This is a genomic window from Kribbella monticola (assembly GCF_003261635.1).
Taxonomy (GTDB): Bacteria; Actinomycetota; Actinomycetes; order Propionibacteriales; family Kribbellaceae; genus Kribbella; species Kribbella monticola.
Genome location: NZ_QFXK01000039.1, coordinates 294,694 through 315,550, shown reverse-complemented (window position 1 = coordinate 315,550; position 20,857 = coordinate 294,694). Strand labels below are relative to the sequence as shown.

The 20,857-nt window shown below is 66.4% G+C and carries 21 protein-coding genes and 8 tRNA genes; 11 read left to right on the top strand and 18 right to left on the bottom strand.

Annotation, left to right across the window (positions count from 1 at the left end):
* Nucleotides 1–31: 31 nt before the first annotated feature.
* The 5 genes from DIZ26_RS32920 to DIZ26_RS32905 form a co-directional block, all read right to left on the bottom strand.
* A complete protein-coding gene (locus DIZ26_RS32920) occupies nt 32–229 on the bottom strand; it encodes a hypothetical protein (RefSeq protein WP_112248450.1) in 198 nt (65 codons plus the stop codon).
* A gap of 36 nt (nt 230–265) precedes the next feature.
* Nucleotides 266–347: transfer RNA gene (locus DIZ26_RS37640), tRNA-Tyr, on the bottom strand.
* Nucleotides 348–363: 16 nt separating this feature from the next.
* A tRNA-Glu gene (locus DIZ26_RS32915) sits at nt 364–437 on the bottom strand.
* Between the two features lie 5 nt (nt 438–442).
* Nucleotides 443–515 (bottom strand) — tRNA-Glu (locus DIZ26_RS32910).
* A 12-nt stretch (nt 516–527) separates the two neighbouring features.
* Nucleotides 528–601 (bottom strand) — tRNA-Asp (locus DIZ26_RS32905).
* A 659-nt stretch (nt 602–1,260) separates the two neighbouring features.
* Here DIZ26_RS32905 and DIZ26_RS32900 point away from each other — a divergent pair.
* A complete protein-coding gene (locus DIZ26_RS32900) occupies nt 1,261–1,809 on the top strand; it encodes a PH domain-containing protein (RefSeq protein ID WP_198676398.1) in 549 nt (182 codons plus the stop codon).
* Between the two features lie 90 nt (nt 1,810–1,899).
* Here DIZ26_RS32900 and DIZ26_RS32895 read toward each other — a convergent pair.
* The 7 genes from DIZ26_RS32895 to DIZ26_RS32870 all read right to left on the bottom strand — a co-directional run bounded on the left by DIZ26_RS32895 (nt 1,900) and on the right by DIZ26_RS32870 (nt 6,018).
* Nucleotides 1,900–1,989: transfer RNA gene (locus tag DIZ26_RS32895), tRNA-Ser, on the bottom strand.
* Between the two features lie 116 nt (nt 1,990–2,105).
* A complete protein-coding gene (locus DIZ26_RS32890) occupies nt 2,106–3,299 on the bottom strand; it encodes an RtcB family protein (RefSeq protein ID WP_112248449.1) in 1,194 nt (397 codons plus the stop codon).
* 153 nt (nt 3,300–3,452) lie between these two features.
* On the bottom strand, nt 3,453–3,899 hold the full coding sequence (locus DIZ26_RS32885) for an HNH endonuclease (RefSeq protein WP_112248448.1): 447 nt from the start codon (nt 3,897–3,899) through the stop codon (nt 3,453–3,455).
* Between the two features lie 103 nt (nt 3,900–4,002).
* Nucleotides 4,003–4,076 (bottom strand) — tRNA-Arg (locus DIZ26_RS32880).
* A 99-nt stretch (nt 4,077–4,175) separates the two neighbouring features.
* Nucleotides 4,176–4,251 (bottom strand) — tRNA-Pro (locus tag DIZ26_RS32875).
* A gap of 249 nt (nt 4,252–4,500) precedes the next feature.
* A complete protein-coding gene (locus tag DIZ26_RS37635) occupies nt 4,501–4,644 on the bottom strand; it encodes a hypothetical protein (RefSeq protein ID WP_157979882.1) in 144 nt (47 codons plus the stop codon).
* 120 nt (nt 4,645–4,764) lie between these two features.
* Nucleotides 4,765–6,018 carry an NHL repeat-containing protein gene (locus DIZ26_RS32870; RefSeq protein ID WP_112248447.1) on the bottom strand — a complete coding sequence of 418 codons (1,254 nt, stop codon included), beginning with the start codon at nt 6,016–6,018 and terminating at the stop codon, nt 4,765–4,767.
* Nucleotides 6,019–6,242: 224 nt separating this feature from the next.
* Between DIZ26_RS32870 and DIZ26_RS32865 the strand changes: the two genes are divergently transcribed.
* Together DIZ26_RS32865 and DIZ26_RS32860 are read left to right on the top strand one after the other, a co-directional pair.
* Nucleotides 6,243–6,318 (top strand) — tRNA-Thr (locus DIZ26_RS32865).
* Nucleotides 6,319–6,453: 135 nt separating this feature from the next.
* Nucleotides 6,454–7,437, top strand: a complete 984-nt coding sequence (locus tag DIZ26_RS32860) for a helix-turn-helix transcriptional regulator (RefSeq protein WP_112248446.1) — start codon at nt 6,454–6,456, stop codon at nt 7,435–7,437.
* Nucleotides 7,438–7,532: 95 nt separating this feature from the next.
* On the opposite strand, the gene DIZ26_RS32855 is transcribed toward DIZ26_RS32860, so the two are convergent.
* Complete coding sequence (locus DIZ26_RS32855; protein ID WP_112248445.1) at nt 7,533–9,740, bottom strand: M4 family metallopeptidase; 2,208 nt, start codon at nt 9,738–9,740, stop codon at nt 7,533–7,535.
* A gap of 426 nt (nt 9,741–10,166) precedes the next feature.
* Between DIZ26_RS32855 and DIZ26_RS32850 the strand changes: the two genes are divergently transcribed.
* Nucleotides 10,167–11,981 (top strand): M4 family metallopeptidase, encoded by a 1,815-nt coding sequence (locus DIZ26_RS32850; RefSeq protein ID WP_112248444.1) that lies wholly within the window; start codon nt 10,167–10,169, stop codon nt 11,979–11,981.
* A 208-nt stretch (nt 11,982–12,189) separates the two neighbouring features.
* On the opposite strand, the gene DIZ26_RS32845 is transcribed toward DIZ26_RS32850, so the two are convergent.
* Complete coding sequence (locus DIZ26_RS32845; protein ID WP_112248443.1) at nt 12,190–13,629, bottom strand: MFS transporter; 1,440 nt, start codon at nt 13,627–13,629, stop codon at nt 12,190–12,192.
* Between the two features lie 133 nt (nt 13,630–13,762).
* On the opposite strand from DIZ26_RS32845, the gene DIZ26_RS32840 reads away from it, so the two are divergent.
* A complete protein-coding gene (locus tag DIZ26_RS32840) occupies nt 13,763–14,329 on the top strand; it encodes a TetR/AcrR family transcriptional regulator (protein WP_112248442.1) in 567 nt (188 codons plus the stop codon).
* Nucleotides 14,330–14,331: 2 nt separating this feature from the next.
* Here DIZ26_RS32840 and DIZ26_RS32835 read toward each other — a convergent pair whose 3' ends face one another.
* Complete coding sequence (locus tag DIZ26_RS32835; RefSeq protein WP_112248441.1) at nt 14,332–15,099, bottom strand: MBL fold metallo-hydrolase; 768 nt, start codon at nt 15,097–15,099, stop codon at nt 14,332–14,334.
* A 71-nt stretch (nt 15,100–15,170) separates the two neighbouring features.
* On the opposite strand from DIZ26_RS32835, the gene DIZ26_RS32830 reads away from it, so the two are divergent.
* The 3 genes from DIZ26_RS32830 (at nt 15,171) to DIZ26_RS32820 (ending at nt 16,560) form a co-directional block, all read left to right on the top strand.
* A complete protein-coding gene (locus DIZ26_RS32830) occupies nt 15,171–15,734 on the top strand; it encodes a GNAT family N-acetyltransferase (RefSeq protein ID WP_112248440.1) in 564 nt (187 codons plus the stop codon).
* A gap of 76 nt (nt 15,735–15,810) precedes the next feature.
* On the top strand, nt 15,811–16,188 hold the full coding sequence (locus DIZ26_RS32825) for a RidA family protein (protein ID WP_112248439.1): 378 nt from the start codon (nt 15,811–15,813) through the stop codon (nt 16,186–16,188).
* Nucleotides 16,189–16,284: 96 nt separating this feature from the next.
* Nucleotides 16,285–16,560, top strand: coding sequence for a YggT family protein (locus DIZ26_RS32820; RefSeq protein ID WP_112248438.1), 276 nt, complete (start codon nt 16,285–16,287; stop codon nt 16,558–16,560).
* Here the strand turns inward: DIZ26_RS32820 and DIZ26_RS32815 are convergent.
* The gene (locus DIZ26_RS32815) at nt 16,550–17,002 is read right to left on the bottom strand and encodes a group II truncated hemoglobin (protein ID WP_112248437.1); all 453 of its coding nucleotides are present in this window, start codon (nt 17,000–17,002) and stop codon (nt 16,550–16,552) included. The genes DIZ26_RS32820 and DIZ26_RS32815 overlap by 11 nt on opposite strands.
* A 413-nt stretch (nt 17,003–17,415) precedes the next feature.
* On the opposite strand from DIZ26_RS32815, the gene DIZ26_RS32810 reads away from it, so the two are divergent.
* The 3 genes from DIZ26_RS32810 to DIZ26_RS32800 all read left to right on the top strand — a co-directional run bounded on the left by DIZ26_RS32810 (nt 17,416) and on the right by DIZ26_RS32800 (nt 19,541).
* A complete protein-coding gene (locus DIZ26_RS32810) occupies nt 17,416–17,829 on the top strand; it encodes a VOC family protein (RefSeq protein ID WP_112248436.1) in 414 nt (137 codons plus the stop codon).
* On the top strand, nt 17,830–18,717 hold the full coding sequence (locus DIZ26_RS32805; RefSeq protein ID WP_112248435.1) for an alpha/beta fold hydrolase: 888 nt from the start codon (nt 17,830–17,832) through the stop codon (nt 18,715–18,717).
* 221 nt (nt 18,718–18,938) lie between these two features.
* Nucleotides 18,939–19,541 (top strand): DUF402 domain-containing protein, encoded by a 603-nt coding sequence (locus DIZ26_RS32800; protein ID WP_198676397.1) that lies wholly within the window; start codon nt 18,939–18,941, stop codon nt 19,539–19,541.
* On the opposite strand, the gene DIZ26_RS32795 is transcribed toward DIZ26_RS32800, so the two are convergent.
* Entirely contained in the window at nt 19,467–19,847 is a 381-nt protein-coding gene (locus DIZ26_RS32795) for an MmcQ/YjbR family DNA-binding protein (RefSeq protein ID WP_112248736.1), read from the bottom strand. The genes DIZ26_RS32800 and DIZ26_RS32795 overlap by 75 nt on opposite strands.
* A complete protein-coding gene (locus DIZ26_RS32790) occupies nt 19,840–20,811 on the bottom strand; it encodes a 2-hydroxyacid dehydrogenase (protein ID WP_112248433.1) in 972 nt (323 codons plus the stop codon). The genes DIZ26_RS32795 and DIZ26_RS32790 overlap by 8 nt, the downstream gene beginning before the upstream one ends.
* Nucleotides 20,812–20,857 lie beyond the last annotated feature (46 nt).

Genomic DNA, 20,857 nt, shown 5'->3' with positions numbered 1-20,857 from the left:
CCCCGGGCGCTTTGCGGCACCGGGGTGTTGGTCACTCCTCGACCGTGATCACGCGGACCCAGTCGGAGCAGTCGGACTCGCACCACACGTGATCGCCCACGTGCGCGATCCGATCGCGCTGCACATGCCCACAGGCGAGCTGCACCCGCCGCAAGGCATGCCCTTGCTGAACCGGAGCACCGGTCCTACCGCCAGGAATCTTCCTGCGCTTGTTTCTGAGATCGGCCACGGCCGGTCCTCCTCTCTTACTACTTGATGGTTGGAGTGCAGGAGACAGGATTCGAACCTGCTCAGCCGAGACGACGGGGTTACAACCCATCCCACCTCTCCCACGGTGGCGCTCCTGCTCATAGGTAGTACTTGCAGCGCAGACGGGACTCGAACCCGTAAACTCCGCGGTGAAAGCGCGGCGACTCTTCCCGTTCGTCCACTGCGCCCTGCGTACCCCGTACCGGATTCGAACCGGCGATCTCCCGGCTGAGTACCGGACGTCCTACCCACTAGACCAACGGGGCCTACTCGTTCCGCGCCTCGTACCGGATTCGAACCGGCGATCCCCCGGCTGACAACCGGGTGCCCTGAGCCACTAGGCCAACGAGGCTTGCTGTTACTCCGCGGTGAAGGCGAGACTCGAACTCGCGGACCGGTCGATGGCCGGTTGATGGGTCTAGGAAGCGGACCCGCTGTCAGCGCTCCATCTCATAGGTAAGCGAACACCGGGTAGAGCTGAGCTCGATTCCGGCTAGGACCGCTGTGGTGTCCTTGACAGCAACTGATCTGTGTAGCGATGTGGACTTCAACAATAGGCTGCTGGACTCAGCCTGGCACTGCGGCGGCAGCCGCGACATTCGTTAGAAGGCCGCTGATGATCGACGCAGTGGCGGAGCCAATGGCGTAGAACTTCTGCTTAACGGTCATGGCGACCTCCTTTCGCTCGGTACCTTCACATTGCATAGAGCGCCGAAGGAGTGCGTTCGAAACAAGGCAAAAAATGACTGCAAGAACAAGTAGCGCCACTGCCAGCACCCGGGTTACCGGGCTCAATCCAGCTAAGCGAGTGTGGCAGCTGCTCCATGGAGCGTCAACATAGTTGCAGCCGACGAGTCAGCCTCCGGAGCTGAGGAGAGGCGATGCCCCAACGCGTCGTTCGCCAAGACTTGCGTAGCGGTAGGGAAGATCGTGCCGCGATGATTCTCCGATTGAGGCTCGGACGGAGCCGAGCGGTAGCTGTCCGACGGATCTAGGTTTACGCTCCGTAGCATGGGTGACGAACTGCGTGCGGACATTCAAGCTGCCATGGCAAAGATGAGTTCGAAGGTTGGCAGCAGGCGAGAAATCAAGAAGCTGCCCGAGCACCTCTGGGAGGGGGAACGGGTCGCCATGATCACCAGTGGCACGTACGGCGCTGGCACTGGCATCGTCGTTCTGACAGACCGGCGGCTGTTCTTCCTCAAGGACGGTCTGATGTCGAAGACCTCTGAGGATTTTCCGCTGGTAAAGATCAGTTCGGTGCAGTGGTCGTCGGGGATGCTCCTGGGCAAGATCATTGTCTTTGCTGCCGGCAACAAAGCGGAAATAACCAACGTACAGAAGGCTGATGGCAAGGCCATCACAGATGCCCTTCGTGCCAAGCTTACCGAGAGTCCGCAGTCCGGTCTCGAATCTCAGCAGGTATCTTCGCCGGTGACTGAGGATTTCAAGCCGGACATCTACGAGCAACTTGCGAAGCTTGGAGAGCTACGCAACGCTGGCGTGCTCACTGATCAAGAGTTCGAGACCAAGAAGGCAGAGCTTCTCAACAGAATCTGACGTCATGTACGCAGCCCATGAGCCCTCGGGTGCATGCGGATGACCGCAAGGGTTCGACCCACTTTGTCGTCGGCCTTGAATCGTCTAACGCGGTGAGGGCGAGATTCGAACTCGCGGACCGGTCGATGGCCGGTCGACGGTTTAGCAAACCGCTGCCTTTGCCATCAGGCGGACCTCACCAACGGCCCGGCCGCCGTCCCTCCGGCGACCGGGCTATTCGATGCCACCGGTGTCTCCGGCGGTTGGGTCTGCGGACCGTCGCGTCCCCTGAGCGCGGCGGTCCGTAGTACGGGGTGTCAGCCCTTGACGCAGACGACCTGCTTGAGGTGGGCAACGACCTCGACCAGGTCGGACTGAGCCGCGATGACCGACTCGATGTCCTTGTACGCCGCGGGCAGTTCGTCGAGCACACCGGCGTCCTTGCGGGACTCCACGCCGGCGGTCTGGGCGATCAGGTCGTCGACCGTGTAGCGGCGCTTCGCCTCGTTGCGGCTCATCCGCCGGCCTGCCCCGTGCGAGGCCGAGTAGAACGACTGCTCCGAGCCGAGCCCACGGACGACGTACGAGCCGGTGCCCATCGAGCCCGGGATCAGCCCGAGATCGCCCTTGCCGGCCCGGATCGCGCCCTTGCGGGTGACGAGCAGGTCGAGGTCGTCGATGGTCTCCTCCGCCACGTAGTTGTGGTGGCACGAGATCGGCTGCTCGAACGTGATCTCCTGCTCGAACGACTCGCGCACCGCCTGCATCACCAGGGCGAGCATGACCGCGCGGTTCCGCGATGCGTACTCCTGCGCCCAGGTGAGGTCGCGCCGGTACGCGTCCATCTCCGGCGTACCGGACAAGAACACCGCGAGGTCGCGGTCCGGCAGATCGGCGTTGTGCGGAAGGGCCTTCGCGATCCGCATGTGCCGCTCGGCCAGTTCCTTGCCGATGTTGCGCGAACCCGAGTGCAGCATCAGCCAGACCCGGTCGTCGTCGTCCAGGCAGACCTCGATGAAGTGGTTGCCACCACCCAGCGAACCCATCTGCTGCTGCGCCTTCTTCTCCCGGTCCTGGACGCCGTCGTGCAGGCTCGAGAACGCTCCCCAGAACCGGTCCCAGCCGCGATCCAGCCCGAGCTTGCGGACACTCACCGCGTTCTCGTGCGCCCGGAAGCCGACCGGCACGGCGGCCTCGATCCGCGACCGGATCCCGCTGAGGTCGTCCGGCAGATCCGACGCGGTCAGCGACGTGAGCACACCCTCCATCCCACAGCCGATGTCGACCCCGACAGCGGCCGGCGAGACAGCCTGGTACATCGCGATCACCGAACCCACCGTCGCGCCCTTGCCGAGATGCACGTCCGGCATCACCCGGACGCCGTGCACCCACGGCAGCGCTGCAATGTTCCGCAACTGCTGAAGGGCCTGCGCGCCCACCTCGTGCTCCTGAGCCCACATCAGAGTGGAGCTCTTGGCCCCGCTCAACTCGACGGGGTACTGAACGTTCATCTCCCCACTCCTTTGGCTGGTTTGCGGCCTGGCGTGCCGCGGTACAGAGCTGCCAGGGCAGGGCTCGAACCTGCGAGGCCTCGGGTCAGAACCGAGGATGGGACGCCGTCGCCCACCTGGCATCGCTCTGACGCGACACCTGGGGGCGCCGGGTCAGAGTGCTAACTCGGCACGCGTCGGAATCCACGGCTGCCACAACAGCGGCATACCGGCTTCCTCTGGCGTGCGTGAGCCCTTCTTCTCGTTGCATGAGGCATGGGCCGCTACTGCGTTCAGCCACTCGCCGCGCCCGCCACGGGACCGTGGTACGACGTGATCCATCGTGGTGGCGCCAGTACGGCCGCAGTAGGCGCAGCGGTACTTGTCACGCTTCAGTACGCCGACTCGGGTGTACTGCAGTCGCCCAGTGGCGTAGCGCCACTTCGTCACCACGTAGCGCACCAGCCGTAGTACGCGGGGGAGGGGGAACGGGCCGATGCTGGCGCCGTCGTGCGCCTCTTCGACGACCGCCACTTCCCGGACGAGCATCCGGATGGCATGCGGGATCGACACCACGTGCAGCGGCTCGTACGAGGCGTTGAGCACTATGACACCGCTCATGCTGGTTCCTCCTCTCATCCAGTGTGCCCGACGCTTCACAGCCGGGACGGCTCTCCCGGTGCGGCTCGGTGTCCCGTACTACGCCGCGCAGGGGCGGCCACAGCACGCCCGGCAGGACTCGAACCTGCAACCTCCTGCTTCGTAGGCAGGTGCTCTCTCCGATTGAGCCACGGGCGTTCGTTGCGTTGCGCCCTGCGCCGGATGGGTTGCGGATTTCCGGCGCAGGGCACGTTTGGGGCGCCCGCTCGGCCGGTAGCTGAGCTTGCTGCGGGCGCCTGGTCGAGCTGGGGAGATTCGAACTCCCGATCCCCTCATCCCAAATGAGGTGGCCTGGCCGCTGGCCCACAGCTCGCTCTCCCCGGGTGCCCTTGGAGGCCCCGGGGAATTGCAATGGCATATCCAGTTGTCAATTCTGCAATTCGCCGCTCGTAAGCGTCGACAAAAGCATCGGTGGAGGGAATCGAACCCTCGCGGCGCGGGTTTGGAATCCGGCCGGCAGCCATTGCGCACCGACGACGGTGTGGCATAGTTCGGGGCAAAAAGAAAGAGCCGCCTCGGGTCGGTATCCCGACTCGGGCGGCTCCTGTGATCTGCGATCAGATCAGACAGGTGGGCCGCCGGAGGTCGGGCTGAACTCGGCATCGCGCAAGGAGGTCGAGGCGTGACTGGGCAGGGATCGCAGGCACGTCGGCGCGACGGCGTACTGCTCCCGCCACTCCCGCCCTACGTTCCGCTTCCCGAACACGACCTTCTCCTATCAGCTCTGGTTGACCTTGCGGGCATAAGTTTCACCCGACGACACACTCGGAGTCAATGCATTTCTCGGCGGAATTGTTCCCGCGCGCCGCCCGGCAAATTCACGCCGTCACGGAAGTGGCAGGAAGGCGAGTCGCTCGTGCACTTCGCCGCCGATATGGGTGGTGTCCGAGCCGACCCACAGACCGGTCGAGGTGAGCAGCAGGTCGTACCCACCGATGCCGCGGTCCTTGGTCGGGTTCCACGAGTAGGCGAGGCCGCTGTGTGGGTTGAGTGCTGCGATGCCGGGCCGCGATACCGCGCCGGGACCGGCGGTGTTGTTGCCACCCGGGTTGTTCATCCAGCGCTGGTGCCCCTGCACGTAGACGGCTGCGCGGGTGACCTGCACCGAAAGCAGGGTGTCGCCGCCGGTGTAGTTCACCCAGACCGGGTACGTCGTACGGGCGTCGTTCGTGTTCCACCGGGTCGCGGCGTCGCAGATCAGGTCTCTGTTGTTGGGGGACGTGCCGCCGGTCGTGACGATGACGAAGAACGTGCCGTCGTACGAGAAGTCGACATCACGGGTGTACGTCGGCGTCTCGCTCCAGCAGGGCTTGTCGAACAGCGTCGAGTACCAGGTGCTCGTCCAGGCCCCATACGTGCCGAGGGTGATCAAGGCGGCTTGCCGCCGGAGCTGGCCGCCGACCGAGGTGAAGGTGCCGACGATCGCCAGCCGGGTGCCGGCCGGGTTCACCGCGAAGCGGAACACCTTGGTCTGGCCGGCGTTCGTGCCACCGGGTGCTCCGGTGATGGCGAGCTTGATGTAGCCGGTGTCGGCGCCGGTGGCGGGATTGACTGCCATCAGCTTCTTGCCGAAGGCGCCGCCGAGGATGAGGCGGCCCTTCACCAGCGCCATGTCCGTGACCGAACCGGTCAGCTGCGCGTTGAAGGCGGTGTCGACGGCGCCGGTGTACGGGTCCATCTTGACCACGCCGGTGCGGGCGACACCGTTGACGTTGTTGAAGTACCCGCCGACCCACAGCGACCTGCCGTCGGTGGCCATCGCCCAGACCGCGGCGTTGAAGGTGGCGTGGAACCCCGTCAGACCGCCGGTGACCGGGTTGAAACCGAACAGCCGGCTCCGGGCGATGGTGCCGGAGTTGTTGTACGGCTTCACCGAGCTGAACTCGCCGCCGGCGAACATGATGCCGCCCAGCTGCAGCATCTTGTAGACCGCACCCTCCTGAACCCGCGGCGTCAGATCCGACGGGTTCGGCGACACCACGTAGTCCTGCGAAATCGGCGAAGCGACCGCAGCCCCACCCTGCAGACCCGCCACCAACGCGGCAACGACCACTCCGACAACCACCACAAGCTTCTTCATTGTCCCCGCCCCTCAGCACGGCCCTGATCCCCCCGGCTGTCTACGGACTCTGGCACACCCAACCCGCCAACAGAACCCCCAAGCACCGCCCCCGCCCCATTGCGCACCCGCCCCTCACACGCAACTACAGCGCGTCACCACCCCCGCCCCTGATCGCCCCCGCCCTATCCGATTCGGAATCCCCCCGCCCTCCCGCTACACTCTTGCATCGGCCCCCGGGCCACGCCGCCTTAGCTCAGTCGGCAGAGCGTCTCACTCGTAATGAGAAGGTCGTCGGTTCGATTCCGACAGGCGGCTCCACAAGAACCCCCAGGTCAGAGGTCAGTTTCCTCGACTGGGGGTTTTGTCGTTCCCGCCTCGAGTCATGACCGCAAGGTGAGCTCTATGGGGTTCGGGGTGCTCGCGCTGTGGGTGGGGAAGTGGTAAGACGGCGGGATGAAATTGCCCTCAGCGCCTGTTCTGTCGGGTGTCGCGGAGCCGCTGTACCGTGCGGCCGTCGAGGGCGGGAGGGCGAGCCTGGAGGTCCTGGCCGAGCGTGCCGGTTTGGACTGCACCGCTGCTGCGGACGAGGTGGAGGTGCTGGCTGCCATCGGACTGCTCGAAGTGAGTGACGAGGGGATAGAGGCGGTCGCTCCGCGGATTCCGTTGGAGCAGGTGGCGGCTGAGCATGCGAAGGCTGCTGACGCCACTCGTCAGCTCGCGTCGGTTTTTGCTCACATCTGGAGCGAAGCCGGCGACCGCTCGAGTTTTGTGGAGGTCATCACCGACGAGGCGCGGTGCGCGGCAGCCGAGGCCAAGCTGATGGATGACACAGCCCAGACCGTCGACGGTTTGTGCATCGGCCCTGTCTCGCCGCGGAAGGTCCGGACCGGGATGGAGATCCCGCGACCCGGCGTGGCGGTCGGATTCTTCGAGGCCATGGAACGTGGCGTACGCGCACGCGGGCTCTACGGCGTCTCGGTACTGGAGGACTTCGAAGGGCTTGCCGCAGTTCATCAGTGCATTGCAGTCGGCGAACAGGCGCGCGTCTTCGCCCAGGTGCCGCTCAACCTCATGCTGTTCGACGACAAGCGTGCGCTGATGTCGGTTCCGGGCCAGAAAGGGGCACGGCGGTCACTCGTCATCGTCCACGAGTCCGGTCTGCTCGACTCCTTGGCCGGCCTCTTCGAGGTCTTCTGGCAGATGGGCGTGCCGCTGTCACCGGAGTCCCAGGTGGTCGACGCGTTGGGTGGTCCGGGTTCGGACGAGCAGCAGCTGCTGTCCTACCTGGCAGCCGGTCTCACCGATGAGGCGATCGCCCGCGACCTGGGCGTGAGCGCTCGCACGGTCGGCCGGCGGATCGCTCGTCTCGAAGAGGTGCTCGGCGCTCACAGCCGATTCCAGTTGGCGATTCAGGCGAGCCGGCGGGGCTGGATCTGAGTCGGCACAGCAGCACCTCCCCGAGCCCGAAGCGCTCGAGGAGGTGCCCACTGCTCAGACGCGTCGCGCCCGAACTCGTTCTGCCAGTTCTGCGATCACTCCGACACGGAAGCCGTGAACGCACCCGATCCGGAGTCGGCCTTCACCACGAGGCGGTAGGTGCCTGCCGTGTTGTTGTAGGTGAACGACTCGTCCGGGTTCGGGCTGATGCCTTGGGCAACTGTCACCCAGGACAATCCGGACTGCTTCTGCAGGTAGACATCGAAGTCGCTGCCGGTCGGCCCGTCCAGGCAGACCTTGAGCTGGCCCGCGTCGCTGTCGCTGAAAGCGGCAAACGTCTTGCTGCCGCCCGCGGTGAGAGTGCCGCTGTAGTTGAGCGCGCCGTTGCAGGCGCCACCGCCGCCACCGCCGGAGACGACCCACGAGAAGGAGACGTTGGCCGTCTTGCCCGCGGCGTCAGTGACCGTCGCCGTCACCGTCGAGGTGGCCGCGGTGGTCGGGGTACCGGACACCAGACCCGTCGAGGCGTTGACCGTGAGACCTGCGGGGAGACCGGTCGCCGACCATGAGTACGGCGTGGTGCCGCCCGTCGCTGCGAGCTGCAGCGTGTCAGCGGTCCCTACCGTGCTCGTCTGCGCGCCGGGGTTGGTGACCGTCGGGGAGCCGGGGTCCGGGTTGCTCGTGCCGCACGTCTCGGTCGTCGCAGCGACGGCGATGGCGGTGAACGCCTTCTCGACCGCCTGGCACTCTGCCGAGCCCTGGCCGTAGAGATCCTTGGCGGACTTGATCGCGCCGGTCCGGGCGTTGGAGTACTTGCTCGACGACGTCAGGTAGGTCGACAGCGTGCGGTACCAGATCTTCTCGGCCTTCGCGTGACCGATGCCGGTCACGGCCGCGGCACCGGAACAGGTGGGCGAGTTGTAGCTGACCCCGTTGACGGTCTTGGCGCCCGAGCCCTCGGAGAGCAGGTAGTACCAGTGGTTGAGCGGGCCGGAGGAGTAGTGCGGATCCAGCGAGCCGAGCGTCGAGGACCAGCAGTCCTTCGACGCGCCGTCCTTGCTCGGCTTGTCCATGTAGCGCAGCGGCGAGCCGTTGCCGTGGATGTTGATCTCTTCACCGATGAAGTAGTCCGGTACGTCGTTGGGGTTGTTCACGTAGAACTCGATCGCCGTACCGAAGATGTCGGAGGTCGCCTCGTTGAGTCCGCCGGCCTCACCGCTGTACACGAGTCCTGCGGTGTTCTCGGTGACGCCATGGCTCATCTCGTGCCCGGCGACGTCCAGCTCGGTGAGCGGAGCAGCGTTGTTCGCGCCGTCGCCGTACGACATCTGCGTGCCGTCCCAGAACGCGTTCACCATCGCGTTGGCGAAGTGCACGCGGGAAGGGGCCCCGCGGCCGTCGTTCCAGATTCCGTTCCGGCCGAGCTGGGTCTTGTAGTAGTCGAACGTCTTCTGCGCGCCGTAGAGCGCGTCGACGGCGGCGGACGCGCGGTCGGACTGCGCTCCGGTTCCCCACTTGTCGTCAGCGTCGGTGAAGATGTCACCGGCCGGGCCCTCACCCGTGTTCGGGTCGCCCTGGTTGTGCACGTCGGTGGCAGTGTGGCCGAGCGCGTCCCGCATCTCGAAACCGCCGCCTGACTTGGCGCTGGTGTTGATGGTGACGTTGCCGACGAAGATGCCGTCGCCGGTACCGGTCTTGATCTCGTCGTCGGTCAGGAGTACGGCGCCCGTGCCGGCGTCGACGTAGGTGTGCAGCCGAGTCGGAACCTGGTTGGCACGGATGCCGGTGGTCAGAACGTCGTACGCCAGCTTCGGGCCCTTATCGGTGACGAGGACGACCAACTCGTTGCGGGCGGTCGTCTCGTCCTTGGTCGCCTGCGCCGCGGCGAGACCCTTGGCCTGTGCCGCCGCCTTGGAGATCTTCGGAGTCCGCGACGCGGGGGTGATGTTCTTGCGGCCGAGGTTGTAGGTGACGCCGCTGACAGCGCCCTTCGCGTCCTTGTGGGTGACCAGATCGCCACCGATGACGCGCAGCCCGTCGAGCGTGCGCTGGTACCGCACGTGCGTGCCGCCGTCCGCATCCTCGATGACCGCTTTGACAGTCAGCTTCTCGCCCGATGCCAGGCCGAGCGCGGTGGCACTCGCCGGCGCGTGCGCCTGCTCGTCGGCCGCCAAGGAGTGCGGGTCGTGGGCGACGGCGCCGGGAGACGTCTGGTCGGCGTGGGCGGCGAAGAAAGGCGTCATCACCAGCCCAGCGGCGAGAAGACCGCCGGTGGCGATCAGACTGGTTCTGGGTCGTTTCACAACTACTCCTTGGGGGGCGGGGTCGACGATCGGCCGACCTGTGTACGCCGGTTGCGTCCGGGTCGTGTCGGCCGCGTCGGCGTTCGGGTGGTCCGAGTTTGAGCACGGCCCATGACCAGCGGAAGAGCTGCCGCTGGCGGAGATCGGCAGCGCCGATTTACGACATCCCCCGGGGACCGCAACGGCATCGTTGCCGAGAGCACCAAGGCGGCAGTCGGTGGATCGCGGCCGGCGTGGGCGGAAGTTATACCCCAATGGGATGTCTCTGGGGCGGGAGATGGTGCAAATCTTTTCTCACGCAGATCCGTGGTTGTTCATCCAGTCGCCACTTCGAACTGAACCGCGCGGTTTGTGTCGATTTCGGTAGCGAACACCTTCGCCGGCAGTTCGTGCCACCGCCCCCGCCCGACCCAGTGAGGAACCGACATGCGCAGACCCCACCAGCGTCGCCTGTCCATGGCCATCGCGGCTGCTGCCGTAGCAGCCCTGGCGGCGACCACCGCAGGCAACGCCCTCGCCACCCAGGCCTCCTCGGCCGCCGCGCGGCCCCTCGAGAACTCCGCGCCGTCCAAGCAGACGGTGGCCGCCTCCAAGGCCGTCATCGCCGCGGCGACGAACGCGGCCCTCGCGCACGCTGCGGCCACTGGGCTGGGCAAGTACGACAAGCTCACGCCCGTCGATGCGCTGATCGACCCTGATGGCAAGCAGCATGTCCGTTTCACCCGTACCCACAAGGGACTTCCCGTACTGCGCGGCGACCTCATCGTCCACCTCGATGCCAAGTCCGGCTGGATCGGCGTGACCCGCGCGTACAAGAAGGCTCTCAAAGCCGACACGGTCAGCCCCAAGCTGACAACCGGCCAGGCGAAGAAGAAGGCCGCCGCCGCGGCAAAGGGCACGGCAGCCGACGTACAGCTCGTTCTCAGCGCGGGTGAGTCGGGCTCCACGCTCGCCTACCAGGTACGGGTCGTGGACAGCAGCAGCAAGGAATCGCCGGTCCGCGAAGTCCTCATCAATGCCCTGAGCGGCGCGCTGATCAGCAACGCCGCCGTCAACGACTCCTTCATCACCCCGCAGGTGCAGGACAAGCTGCGCAAGCTCGGCGCCCCGGCCACCCCGACGTCGGGCATCGCCACCGCTGACCGCTCCTCGTCGCCCCTCGCCGCTGCCGCGACGGCGGTCACCTACCCGGCGGCCGCGGTCGGCTCCGGTACGTCGCTGTTCGCGGGCGTCGTTCCGCTCAACACCGTTCAGACCGCCGCGACCTCGTATCTCCTGAAGGACTCGACCCGCGGCAACACCCAAACCCGTACCGCACGCAACACCGACACCAACGACTTCTCCGCGGGCAGCAGCTTCACCTCCACCACCAACAAGTGGGGCCTCAGCGATCTCACCAAGCCCGCTGTCGACGCGCAGTACGGCATCACGAAGACCTTCGACTTCTACAAGAACACCTTTGGCCGCAACGGCATCAAGAACGACGGCGCCGGCGCACACGCGCTCGTCCACTACAGCCAGAACCTCGGCAACGCGTACTGGGACCCGGACTGCGACTGCATGCTGTACGGCGACGGTGACGGCGCAACCTTCACCAAGCCGCTGGTCGTGCTCGACGTGACCGGTCACGAGCTCAGCCACGGCGTGGTCGCCGCGACCGCCGCCCTCGAGCCCACCCGTATCGACTGGCAGGGCAGCCAGTTCGGCGAGCCGGGCGCCCTCAACGAGTCGCTCGCGGACATCTTCGGCTCGAGCACCGAGTTCGCCACCAACAACCCGAACATTCCGCCGAACTACCTGGTCGGCGAGCAACTCGGCCTGGCACAGAAGTTCCTGCGCCGGCTGGACCATCCCTCGCTCGACAAGCTCGAGGGCACCGTCGACTACTGGTCGAAGGCGGCGTACGACACCGAGGTGCACGCCGGCTCCGGCATCTCCTCACACGCTTACTACTTGCTCGCGGAAGGCAGCGGCGCGAAGACGATCGGTGGCGTGAACTACTACTCGCCGACGTACGACGGATCCGTGGTCGCCGGCGTCGGCCGCACCAAGGCCACCGCGATCTTCTACCGGGCCCTGACGCGGTACATGGTCTCCACGACCGACTTCCACGACGCCCGCGTCGCCACCCTCCAGGCCGCCGCCGATCTGTACGGCGCCACCAGCACGGAGTACCAGACAGTCAACAAAGCCTGGGCAGCCGTAAACGTCACCACCGCCAACACCCCAGCCGCCCGCTGAACCACAACCGCCGTTGGGCGCTCCCGAACCACGGGAGCGCCCTCGGCGCGCCACACCGGGGCCGAGCAGTTCACCGACGAAGGCGCTCCAGCAGCTGGCTGAACGAAGTACTGAGACCATTCACCGGTTGCTTTTGTGAGGGGGCGGGGGGAGGGGAGGCCGCGTGGGTCTCCGGTGCCGCGGCATCATTCCATGGTGGGGATCGTGGTCAGCGGCTGTTCGTGGAGAGTTCGGTCGCTGGGGTGACCGTTGAGCAGTCCACGGGCTCAGATCTCGCTAGCCAGAGGGCGGTGAAGACGGCCGTAGTCAAAGTGACGGCGCCGGCAGCGATGAAGGCGGTATTGAGGCCGGTCGCGAAGGAGGCGCCGTTCGATTGGCGGGTGCGGACGATGGCTCCGAGTATTGCGACGCCTAGTACAGCGCCGATCTGGCGGGTGGTGCTGCTGATGCCGGAGGCGAGGCCGCCTTCTTGTGGGCTGACAGCTTGGATGGCGGCGCCTGTCAGGGGGGACATGGTCAGGGCGAAGCCGATTCCGACGATGGCCAGCCGCCACCAGACGTTCGCGTAGCCCGTGTCGGCGTGCACCATGCCCAGCGCGAGCAGCCCCGCTCCGGCCAGGGCGAGGCCGATGCTGACCACGATCCGGAAGCCGTACCGGGCGGCGAGCCGGCCCGCGAACGGACTGACGATCACCATGGCGACGGAGGTGGGCAGGGTCTGCAGGCCGGCCCGGAGAATCGAGCTGCCTTGGACGTACACGAAGTACTGAGAGAAGAAGAACGACGAGCCCATCAGCGCGAACCCCACCACGACCATCGCCGTGTTGGACACAGTGAACAGCCGCTGCCGGAACAGCCGGAGCGGCAGCATCGGTGATGAGCGACGCGCTTCGACGGTGACGAAGCCGGCGAAGAGGATCGCCGCGGCGGCGAAGCTGGCCAGGATGATCGGCGAGGTCCAGCCGCGAGCGCCACCCTCGATCAGGCCGTAGGTCAGTGCTCCCACAGCCAGGATGGACAGTGCCGTGCCCGGGATGTCGATCGCAGGGGCGCTCGGATTGCGGGACTCTTCCAGGTGCCGCAGGCCGACCAGCAGCAGGATCACCCCGATGGGCAGGTTGACCAGGAAGATGGCGGGCCAGCCGAAGGCATCCGTCAACACGCCGCCGGCCACTGGTCCGGCGACCAGACCGATGCCGCTGAACCCGGCCCAGAGGCCGATCGCCTTGATGCGTTCCTGAGGTACGGGATAGGCGGCGGCGAGCAGGGCCAGCGAGGCAGGGCTCAGTGCCGAGGCCCCGATGCCCTGCAGGACCCGGCCGCCGATCAGCCATCCGGCCGAGGGCGCGAGGCTGCACAGCACCGATGCCGCGGTAAACACCACCGCACCCGCCAGATACACCCGCTTGCGACCGAACCGGTCGGCGAAAACACCGCCGGACAGCAGCAGCATGGCGACCAGCAGCACGTACGCGTCGACGATCCACTGCAGACCTGTCAACTGGATCTGCAACCGGCGCTGCATGTCGGGCAGCGCTGCTCCAACGATCGTGTTGTCGAGCAGCACCATGAACTGGCCCAGGCAGGTGACCGTGAGCAGCACGGCCCGGTTCGGTCGATTGCCTACTGCCGCAGGCGATTCGGCCATGGGGATTCCTCTCGTCGGATACGCACACTTGCCCGGTCAGCCGGGAGTGCTCTAAAGCAGTTGGGAACTGCGTTAGGAGACTGTACGGAGGCGCGAGCGTAAACGCAAGCGACGACTGCGTTAAGGTGAGGGCATGGAGCAGCAACAGCGAGCCCGGCGACCCGGTGGGCGCGGTGCCCGCGTGCGCGCGGCGGTGCATCAGGCCGTCACCGACCTGATCAGTGAGCGCGGCTACGGGAAGTTCACCGTCGGCGAAGTCGCAGCTCGCGCGGGGGTGGCCGATAGCAGCATTTACCGTCGGTGGGGCAGCTTGGAAACGCTGCTTACCGACGTGGCGTTAGCTCGCCTCAACGCGCGGTCGCCCATGCCCGACACCGGCAGTTTGGCCGGTGACCTGCGCGTCTACGCGGCCAACGTGGCGCGCGAGATCACCGGCCCGGACGGCCTGGCGCTGGTACGGCTGGCCGTCGCTTTGTCGAGCAACGGTCAGCAGGGGATGCAGGCACTGGACGAGCTCCTCGCCGAACGCGGCCGGCAGCTCCAGTCCATGCTCGACCGCGCCAACGAACGTGGTGAGCAAGCACCCGACGCCCTCGGCGTACTGGACCACGTGATGGCCCCGATGTACATCCGCGTCCTGTTCGGCATGGGACCCCTCACCCCGGAGTACGTCGACGGTCTGGTCGATCGATTGCTCTGACCTCAGCCTCCGGTGCCATCGCCGATGCCGGCCTGCTTCAGGTTGGCCTGGTGGGGCGTGGCGAGCCACTCCTGGCTCAGGCGCGGGTCGGCCGGTTCCGTCCCTTGGCGTAGAGCGTCGATGTAGGCGCGGTCGGCGGCGAGGCGGGCTGCTACCTCGGGACCTTCGGCGACGGCACCATGGCCGGGGACCACGACGTTGACGTGCCGGGCGGCCTCGGCGAAACGGTCGAGCGACTTCGCGTACGCGTCGAGCTGATCGGGGCGGCGGGGGTCGAGGAGTGGGATCAGGATGTCGGAGAGCATGTCGCCGGCGATCAGGACGCCCCGGTCGGCAAGGAGGATCGCGGCGTGGCCGATGGCGTGCGCCTCGTGTTCGATGATCTCGCCCGGTATCGGTCCGCCGTCCGCGGGCAGCGGGGTGAGAAGCGCGACCAGCTCGAGCGGGATGCCTTTCGCAGTCTCCGCCGCCATCGCCTGCGCTCGCTCCCGGGCTTCGGTGGCGGTCTGGACGCAGCCGGAGGTGGCGTACCGCGGTACGTCGCCGAACCGCGAATGCCACAGCAGGTGATCCCAATGCGGATGAGTGCAGAACCCTGCAATCAGCGGAAGACCGAGCCGGTCCACGTCGTCGGCGAGCTCGTTCAACTCGACGCCGTTGATGCCGGGATCGACCAGGATCAACCCGCCTTCAGCCCGTACGACGGTGGCGTTGCTCCAGACGCACTCGCTCTGCCGAACCCAAACCCCGTCGGCCACCTCAGTCAGCATCCACTCACCTTGTCAGCTGGCTCCACACACCGCGAGCTGCGACGCCCGGTGAAGAAGGCAGGATTGGGAGCATGTCTTTGTCTACCCCGACGTTGCAAACCGCTCGGCTGAGATTGCGGGCCGTGACCAGCGTGGATGCGGACGCGCTCTTCGCACTGCACAGCAACGCCTACGTCCTGCGCTATTGGGACTCGCCACCCTGGAGCGATCGTGCTCGCGCCGCGCACTTCATCGCGGCGTCCGAGCAAATGGCTACTGAAGGTAGCGGAGTACGGCTGGCCATGGACCGGCTCTCCGATGGCACGTTCGTCGGTTGGTGCAGTCTGACTCGCTGGAACCCGGAGTATCGCAGCGCATCGCTTGGCTACTGCCTCGGCGAAGCGGCGTGGGGCAACGGCTATGCGACGGAGGGCGCGCGCGCCTTGCTGCACTGGGCTTTCGGCACGTTGGACCTGAATCGAGTCCAGGCCGAGGCCGATACGCGCAACGCCGCATCCGCCCGCGTCCTGGAGAAACTCGGCTTCCTGCGCGAAGGCACGCTACGAGAAGACTGCATCGTGAACGGCGAAGTCTCGGACTCCTGGGTCTACGGCCTGCTCCGCCGCGACTGGCAACCGTCGTACGAACCTGCATGATTTCGCGGCTGGCTATCTGGGGTCGGGGGCGGTTGACTGGCGGGAGGTTGGGTTGGTGAGGTGAGGGGAGAGCGGGATGGTGCGGGTGGTTGTCGAGACTGATGAGGCGCCGAAGTCGGCGGCGTACAGTCAGGCGGTGAAGGCTGCGGGGCTGGTGTTCGTGTCGGGGCAGGCGGGGTACGACCCTGCGACCGGGTTGCTGGCGGGGGACACGATTCAGGAGCAGACGCGGCAGTGTCTGCGCAATGTCGCCGCGATCTTGGAGGCGGCGGGGAGTTCGCTGGACAAGGTGGTCAGCGCGACCTTCATCCTGCGTGACCCGGCGGACTTCGCGGGGATGAACGAGGAGTGGATGGCGTGGTTCCCGACCGTTCAGCCTGCCCGCCAAGGCGCTTCGCTGCCGGTGGACGTGGAAGGACTGCGGGTCTCGATCGCAGCCATCGCCGAGGCCTAGGTGCCGACCTGAAAGTCGGCTGAGAACCCAGCTGGAGGGACATTTCCGGACGCGCCGGCTCGTTGCAATCGGTAAGACGGTCACTGCGGAGGAACCATGAGTCTTATCGGAACGCTGGTCGGGTACGCGTTGTCGTTGTTCATCCTGCTGCTGCTTGCACGCATGGTGCTCGACTGGGGACGAGTGCTGGCTCAAGGGCCGCACTGGGTCGGCCGCGCGCGGGCGGTCGTCTACGCGGGGACGGAGCCGGTGCTCGCACCCGTACGGCGAAGGCTTCGGCCGGTGAGCGCCGGCGGTCTCTCGTTCGACATCGCCTTCACCGTGGTGTTCATCGCCGTACTGGTGCTGCGCTCGATCGCCTTCAGTTTGTAGGGGATTCGAGTCCGTCCCACGACCAGCGCGGAATGCTGAGGCCGTTGGGGACGTCGTCCGCAGAGCCGGTGTACTGCGTCATGCTCGTCGTCGTGGCCCACGCGAAGTAGTCGTGCAACACCTGTCGCAGTGGGTCCGTCAGACCGACGTCGTCGAGAGCCTGGTCGAAGCAGACGATCGCGCGCCGGTCCATCTCGTCGTGCGGGCCGTTGCCGCTGTGCGTCCGTACGACGGACGACTCGTCGCCGTACGACTCGGAGTATGTGGTCGGTCCGCCCAGAGCTTCACCCCAGTACGCCGCGAGCCGGTGACTGTGCTGGGGATGGAAGCCGTGGCTGAACGCGTGACTCACCACCTCGTCGGCCATCACCCGCGCATGCCAAGCCTCGGCCAGCCGAACCATGCCCGCCTGCCCACCCGCCGCCTCATACACCGTCACCATCGCCCCAGCATGCCGCCCCCACCCCACCAACGCGAGACCCGCCCCAAGAAACCCCCGAATGCGCCCGGCCACGCCGATAGCTCGCTGTGACTCCAGACGTCACCGACAGAAGTTGTTAGTGCTTGAGGGTGTGGCCTTCTGAGGTTAGGCGGGCGCGGAGGTCTTTGACCTCGGAGGGGGGTCGGGGTGGGCGCCAGTCCGAGGCCTCGGTGCCGTGTACCGAGGACTCCTCCGACTTACGGCGCTTTCGCCGTCGCCACCACATGGGTTGAGCATGGCGTATGTGTGCTTCCTGGCGCCACGGGTGGTGGAGAAATGACAAAGATGATGGCCGGATCTGAACCTCGCGGACTGTCCGTGGGCGGGTCTAGTGTGCGGAGCAAGGGGAAAACACTCGGGCTAGGAGCGATCTGATGGCGTCACGACTGAATCCGTACATCAGCTACAACGGCACTGCGCGGGAGGCGTTCGAGTTCTACCGCAGCGTGTTCGGTGGGGAGCTGGCGATGAACACCTTCGGCGAGTTCGGCGCGGCCGATGGGCCGGATGCCGACAAGATCATGCACGCCTCACTGGAGGCGCCGAACGGCTTCACGTTGATGGGCTCGGACACGCCCGAGGGGATGGAGTTCAAGCCCGGTACGACGATGTCGGTCAGCCTCAGCGGTGACGACGGCGACGACCTCCGCGGGTACTACGAGAAGCTCTCGGAAGGCGGCACCGTGACGATGCCGCTGGAGAAACAGATGTGGGGCGACGAGTTCGGCATGGTCATCGACCGGTTCGGCGTCTCCTGGATGGTGAACATCGCAGCGCCGCAGGCCTGATTGACCAGCGAGCTTCTGCGCCTGCCCGACGGCCGGCAGGCGCAGTACTGGAGTGCGGGCGAAGGCCCGGTCGTGTTCTTCCTGCACGGCTGCCCGGACACCCGGCACGCGGCGTATCCCGGCGCCGAGGCTGCGCGTGACCTCGGCGTACGGCTGATCGCGGTGAACAGGCCGGGGTACGGGCAGTCCGACGCGTGCGAGTCGGACCACCTGAGCGTGGCGGATGATGTCGCGAGCGTGGCGGATCTGCTCGGCGTCGAGCGATACGCAGTACTGGGCATGTCGCTGGGTGGTCCGTATGCGCTCGCGTGTGCGGCTCGCCGGCCGGATCGGGTTCGCGCGGTCGCGGTGGTCGCGAGTACGGCGAACGTGCCGGAGCTCGATCCGCCGTACCACCGTGACGACCTGACGCCGGACAAGCAGGCCTTCATCCGGAAGCTCGCGCGGTGCTCCATCAGCGAAGCGATCGAGCTGATGCGGCCGGAGTTCGAGTCGTACGTAGCGCAGCTGGATCCGCGTGGATCGACAACCGAAGCGCTCGCCCGGAAATGGATCGACGGGCTGCACCCACTCGACGTGGAGGTGCTCGCGCGGCAGGACCCGGCTGAGTTGGCCGCAGCGGCCCGCGAAGCGTTGGCGAACACGGCCGGCTACCTCCGCGATGCCGCAATCTCCTTCAGAAGTTGGGCTTTCCGACCCGAGACGATTACCTGTCCAACGACGATCTGGCACGGCACCGAGGACCCGAACGCGTCGATCCGCAACGCGCACTGGCTCGCCGCACAGATCCCCGGCGCGACCCTCGAGTTGCGGCCGACGGCTCATCTCAGCACCCTCCACACCCTCTGGCCTGAGCTTCTCGCGACGCTTCGCGGCGTAGACAAATGAGTACGCCGGGTCACGGACCGGCAGCTACTGTCGGAGGAGAGACGAGCCGGCGGAATGAGGAAAGCGTGAACGACGTCCTGTACGGCGCGGTGCGGCACAACAACTGGCCGATCTGGGACCGCTGAGACGCCGTGCAGCAGGTCGCGGTTGTCGAGGTGTGGCGAGGGCGGTTGTGGAGCGCTGTGCCGCAGGTGGTGGTGGAGAGAAGCGCCAACCGATGGGTGACGTATGCACCGGCGGGCACGCTCGGGGTCTACGCGAGTAGTCGCGGAGTCGCCGGACGCGAAGGGCTTTCGCGCGCGGAGCGGAAGCTGGCAGCGATGGAAACCCTTGTTTACAACGCCGTCGAAGCACCGGCGGATCTCGCGACCTTGACGTTTCGCACCCGTGGCGCCTGGTCGAGTATCAACCTCGGCTGGTCCGGGCCCGACTTCGCCGGGTGGTACGTGAACTTCGAGCTGCCGTACGACGAAACGCAGTACGGTCTCCGGACCATGGATCTCGTGCTGGATCTCCTGGTCGACCCCGCCGGCAACCCGCAACTCAAGGACCAGGACGACTACGCCCAAGCGGTTGCCCGCGGCATCCTCGACGTGCCGGTTGATCTGGAAGAAGAAGCGGCTCGCGTACTCCGTGAGCTCGGGCGGCGCCGAGGTCCGTTCGATCCGTCCTGGATCGACTGGCGTCCCGATCCGAGTTGGTCGACGCCGGTGCTGCCACCGGAACTCCGACTCGGTGGTGCCGCTTGGTCAGTCGGCGTCGAGCTGGGTGATCAAAGCGCGGGGGGCTTGGCAGCGCCAGGCGTCGGTGAGGAGCTCGGTTAGCTCTGTCGCGTCGACTGCCGCGAGGCGGACGAGGACGGCTGGGTAGCCGTTGTAATGCGGCTCGGTGAAGAACTTGGCCGGGTCGGCGGCCAGGAGTTCCTCCTTCGCCGCCGCACCGGCGACCCGGATCGCCAGCACCCCAGGGTTCGGGACCCGGGGTTTCTTCGGCTCGACGCGCTCGTTCCAGACCCAGGCGAAGGCCTTGTCCTTGCCCTTGTTCGGCACCGAGAACGCGAAGGTGTCGGCAGATTCCGTCACCTCGGGCAGCCCGAGCGCGATCCGCCGTACGTCGTCTTGATCAGCCATCACCACGTCGTACCAGATCCGCCGATTCCGGTACAGGGGTCACCGGTACGCCGTGGTCGAACCAGCTGACCAGATTCGCCACGACAAGCCCGCCCATCGCGTCGCGCGTCGGGACGCTGGCGGAGCCGACGTGCGGAAGCAGTACGGCGTTGTCCACCTCGAGCAGACCCGGGTGGACCTCGGGTTCGTGCTCGAAGACATCCAGCCCGGCGCCGAGAATCGTCTTGTTGCGCAGGGCATCCACCAGCGCCGCCTCGTCGACGACCGATCCGCGGGCAACGTTGATCAGGATGCCGTCCGGGCCGAGCGCCGCCAGCACTTCCGCGTTCACCAGGTGCTTGGTCTCGTCGCCACCGGGTACCACGATGGTCAGGATGTCGACCGCGGTCGCGAGTTCGAGCAGCGTCGGATAGTAGCGGTAGGCAACGTCTTTGCGATGACGATTGTGATAGGCAACGGAAATACCGAAGGCCTCAGCGCGATGAGCGATCGCCTCGCCGATCCGGCCCAGCCCGACGACCCCCATCGTGCGCCCACGCAGGGTTGTCGGCGTCAGGGGATAGGACCGCTCCTGCCAATGCCCGGCTCGCAGGAATCGCTCAGCCTGCGGAAGCTGGCGGACCGTCATCAGCAGCAGCCCGAGCGCGGTGTCGGCGACCTCGTCATCGAGTACGCCGGGCGTGTTGGTGACCACGACGCCACGGTCCGCCGCCGCGTTCGCGTCGATCTTGTCGTAGCCGACGCCGAAATTCGCGATGAGTTGCAGTGCAGGCAGGCGATCGAGAAAGGCGCCGTCGATCGGCGTACCGGCGTTGGCAACGGCAACGATGTCCTTCGCCCGCTCGGCCAGCACGGCATCCGGGTCGTCGGTCTCCCAGAGCCGGATGACCTCGAAACGACCGTCCAGCCCGGCCGGCACGGAGCGGTTCATCGGACCAGGCATCAACACGGTGGGCAGCGCCATCGGATCTCCTTCGCGGTTCATCACAGCTTCACCCGATCAACCCTAT

Bases quoted from the DNA above. Each gene is read 5' to 3' on its own strand.
- DIZ26_RS32900 (WP_198676398.1), top strand. From the start codon at position 1,261: ATGGGTGACGAACTGCGTGCGGACATTCAAGCTGCCATGGCAAAGATG.
- DIZ26_RS32890 (WP_112248449.1), bottom strand. From the start codon at position 3,299: ATGAACGTTCAGTACCCCGTCGAGTTGAGCGGGGCCAAGAGCTCCACT.
- DIZ26_RS32885 (WP_112248448.1), bottom strand. From the start codon at position 3,899: ATGAGCGGTGTCATAGTGCTCAACGCCTCGTACGAGCCGCTGCACGTG.
- DIZ26_RS32870 (WP_112248447.1), bottom strand. From the start codon at position 6,018: ATGAAGAAGCTTGTGGTGGTTGTCGGAGTGGTCGTTGCCGCGTTGGTG.
- DIZ26_RS32860 (WP_112248446.1), top strand. From the start codon at position 6,454: ATGAAATTGCCCTCAGCGCCTGTTCTGTCGGGTGTCGCGGAGCCGCTG.
- DIZ26_RS32850 (WP_112248444.1), top strand. From the start codon at position 10,167: ATGCGCAGACCCCACCAGCGTCGCCTGTCCATGGCCATCGCGGCTGCT.
- DIZ26_RS32845 (WP_112248443.1), bottom strand. From the start codon at position 13,629: ATGGCCGAATCGCCTGCGGCAGTAGGCAATCGACCGAACCGGGCCGTG.
- DIZ26_RS32840 (WP_112248442.1), top strand. From the start codon at position 13,763: ATGGAGCAGCAACAGCGAGCCCGGCGACCCGGTGGGCGCGGTGCCCGC.
- DIZ26_RS32835 (WP_112248441.1), bottom strand. From the start codon at position 15,099: ATGCTGACTGAGGTGGCCGACGGGGTTTGGGTTCGGCAGAGCGAGTGC.
- DIZ26_RS32830 (WP_112248440.1), top strand. From the start codon at position 15,171: ATGTCTTTGTCTACCCCGACGTTGCAAACCGCTCGGCTGAGATTGCGG.
- DIZ26_RS32825 (WP_112248439.1), top strand. From the start codon at position 15,811: ATGGTGCGGGTGGTTGTCGAGACTGATGAGGCGCCGAAGTCGGCGGCG.
- DIZ26_RS32820 (WP_112248438.1), top strand. From the start codon at position 16,285: ATGAGTCTTATCGGAACGCTGGTCGGGTACGCGTTGTCGTTGTTCATC.
- DIZ26_RS32815 (WP_112248437.1), bottom strand. From the start codon at position 17,002: ATGGTGACGGTGTATGAGGCGGCGGGTGGGCAGGCGGGCATGGTTCGG.
- DIZ26_RS32810 (WP_112248436.1), top strand. From the start codon at position 17,416: ATGGCGTCACGACTGAATCCGTACATCAGCTACAACGGCACTGCGCGG.
- DIZ26_RS32795 (WP_112248736.1), bottom strand. From the start codon at position 19,847: ATGGCTGATCAAGACGACGTACGGCGGATCGCGCTCGGGCTGCCCGAG.
- DIZ26_RS32790 (WP_112248433.1), bottom strand. From the start codon at position 20,811: ATGGCGCTGCCCACCGTGTTGATGCCTGGTCCGATGAACCGCTCCGTG.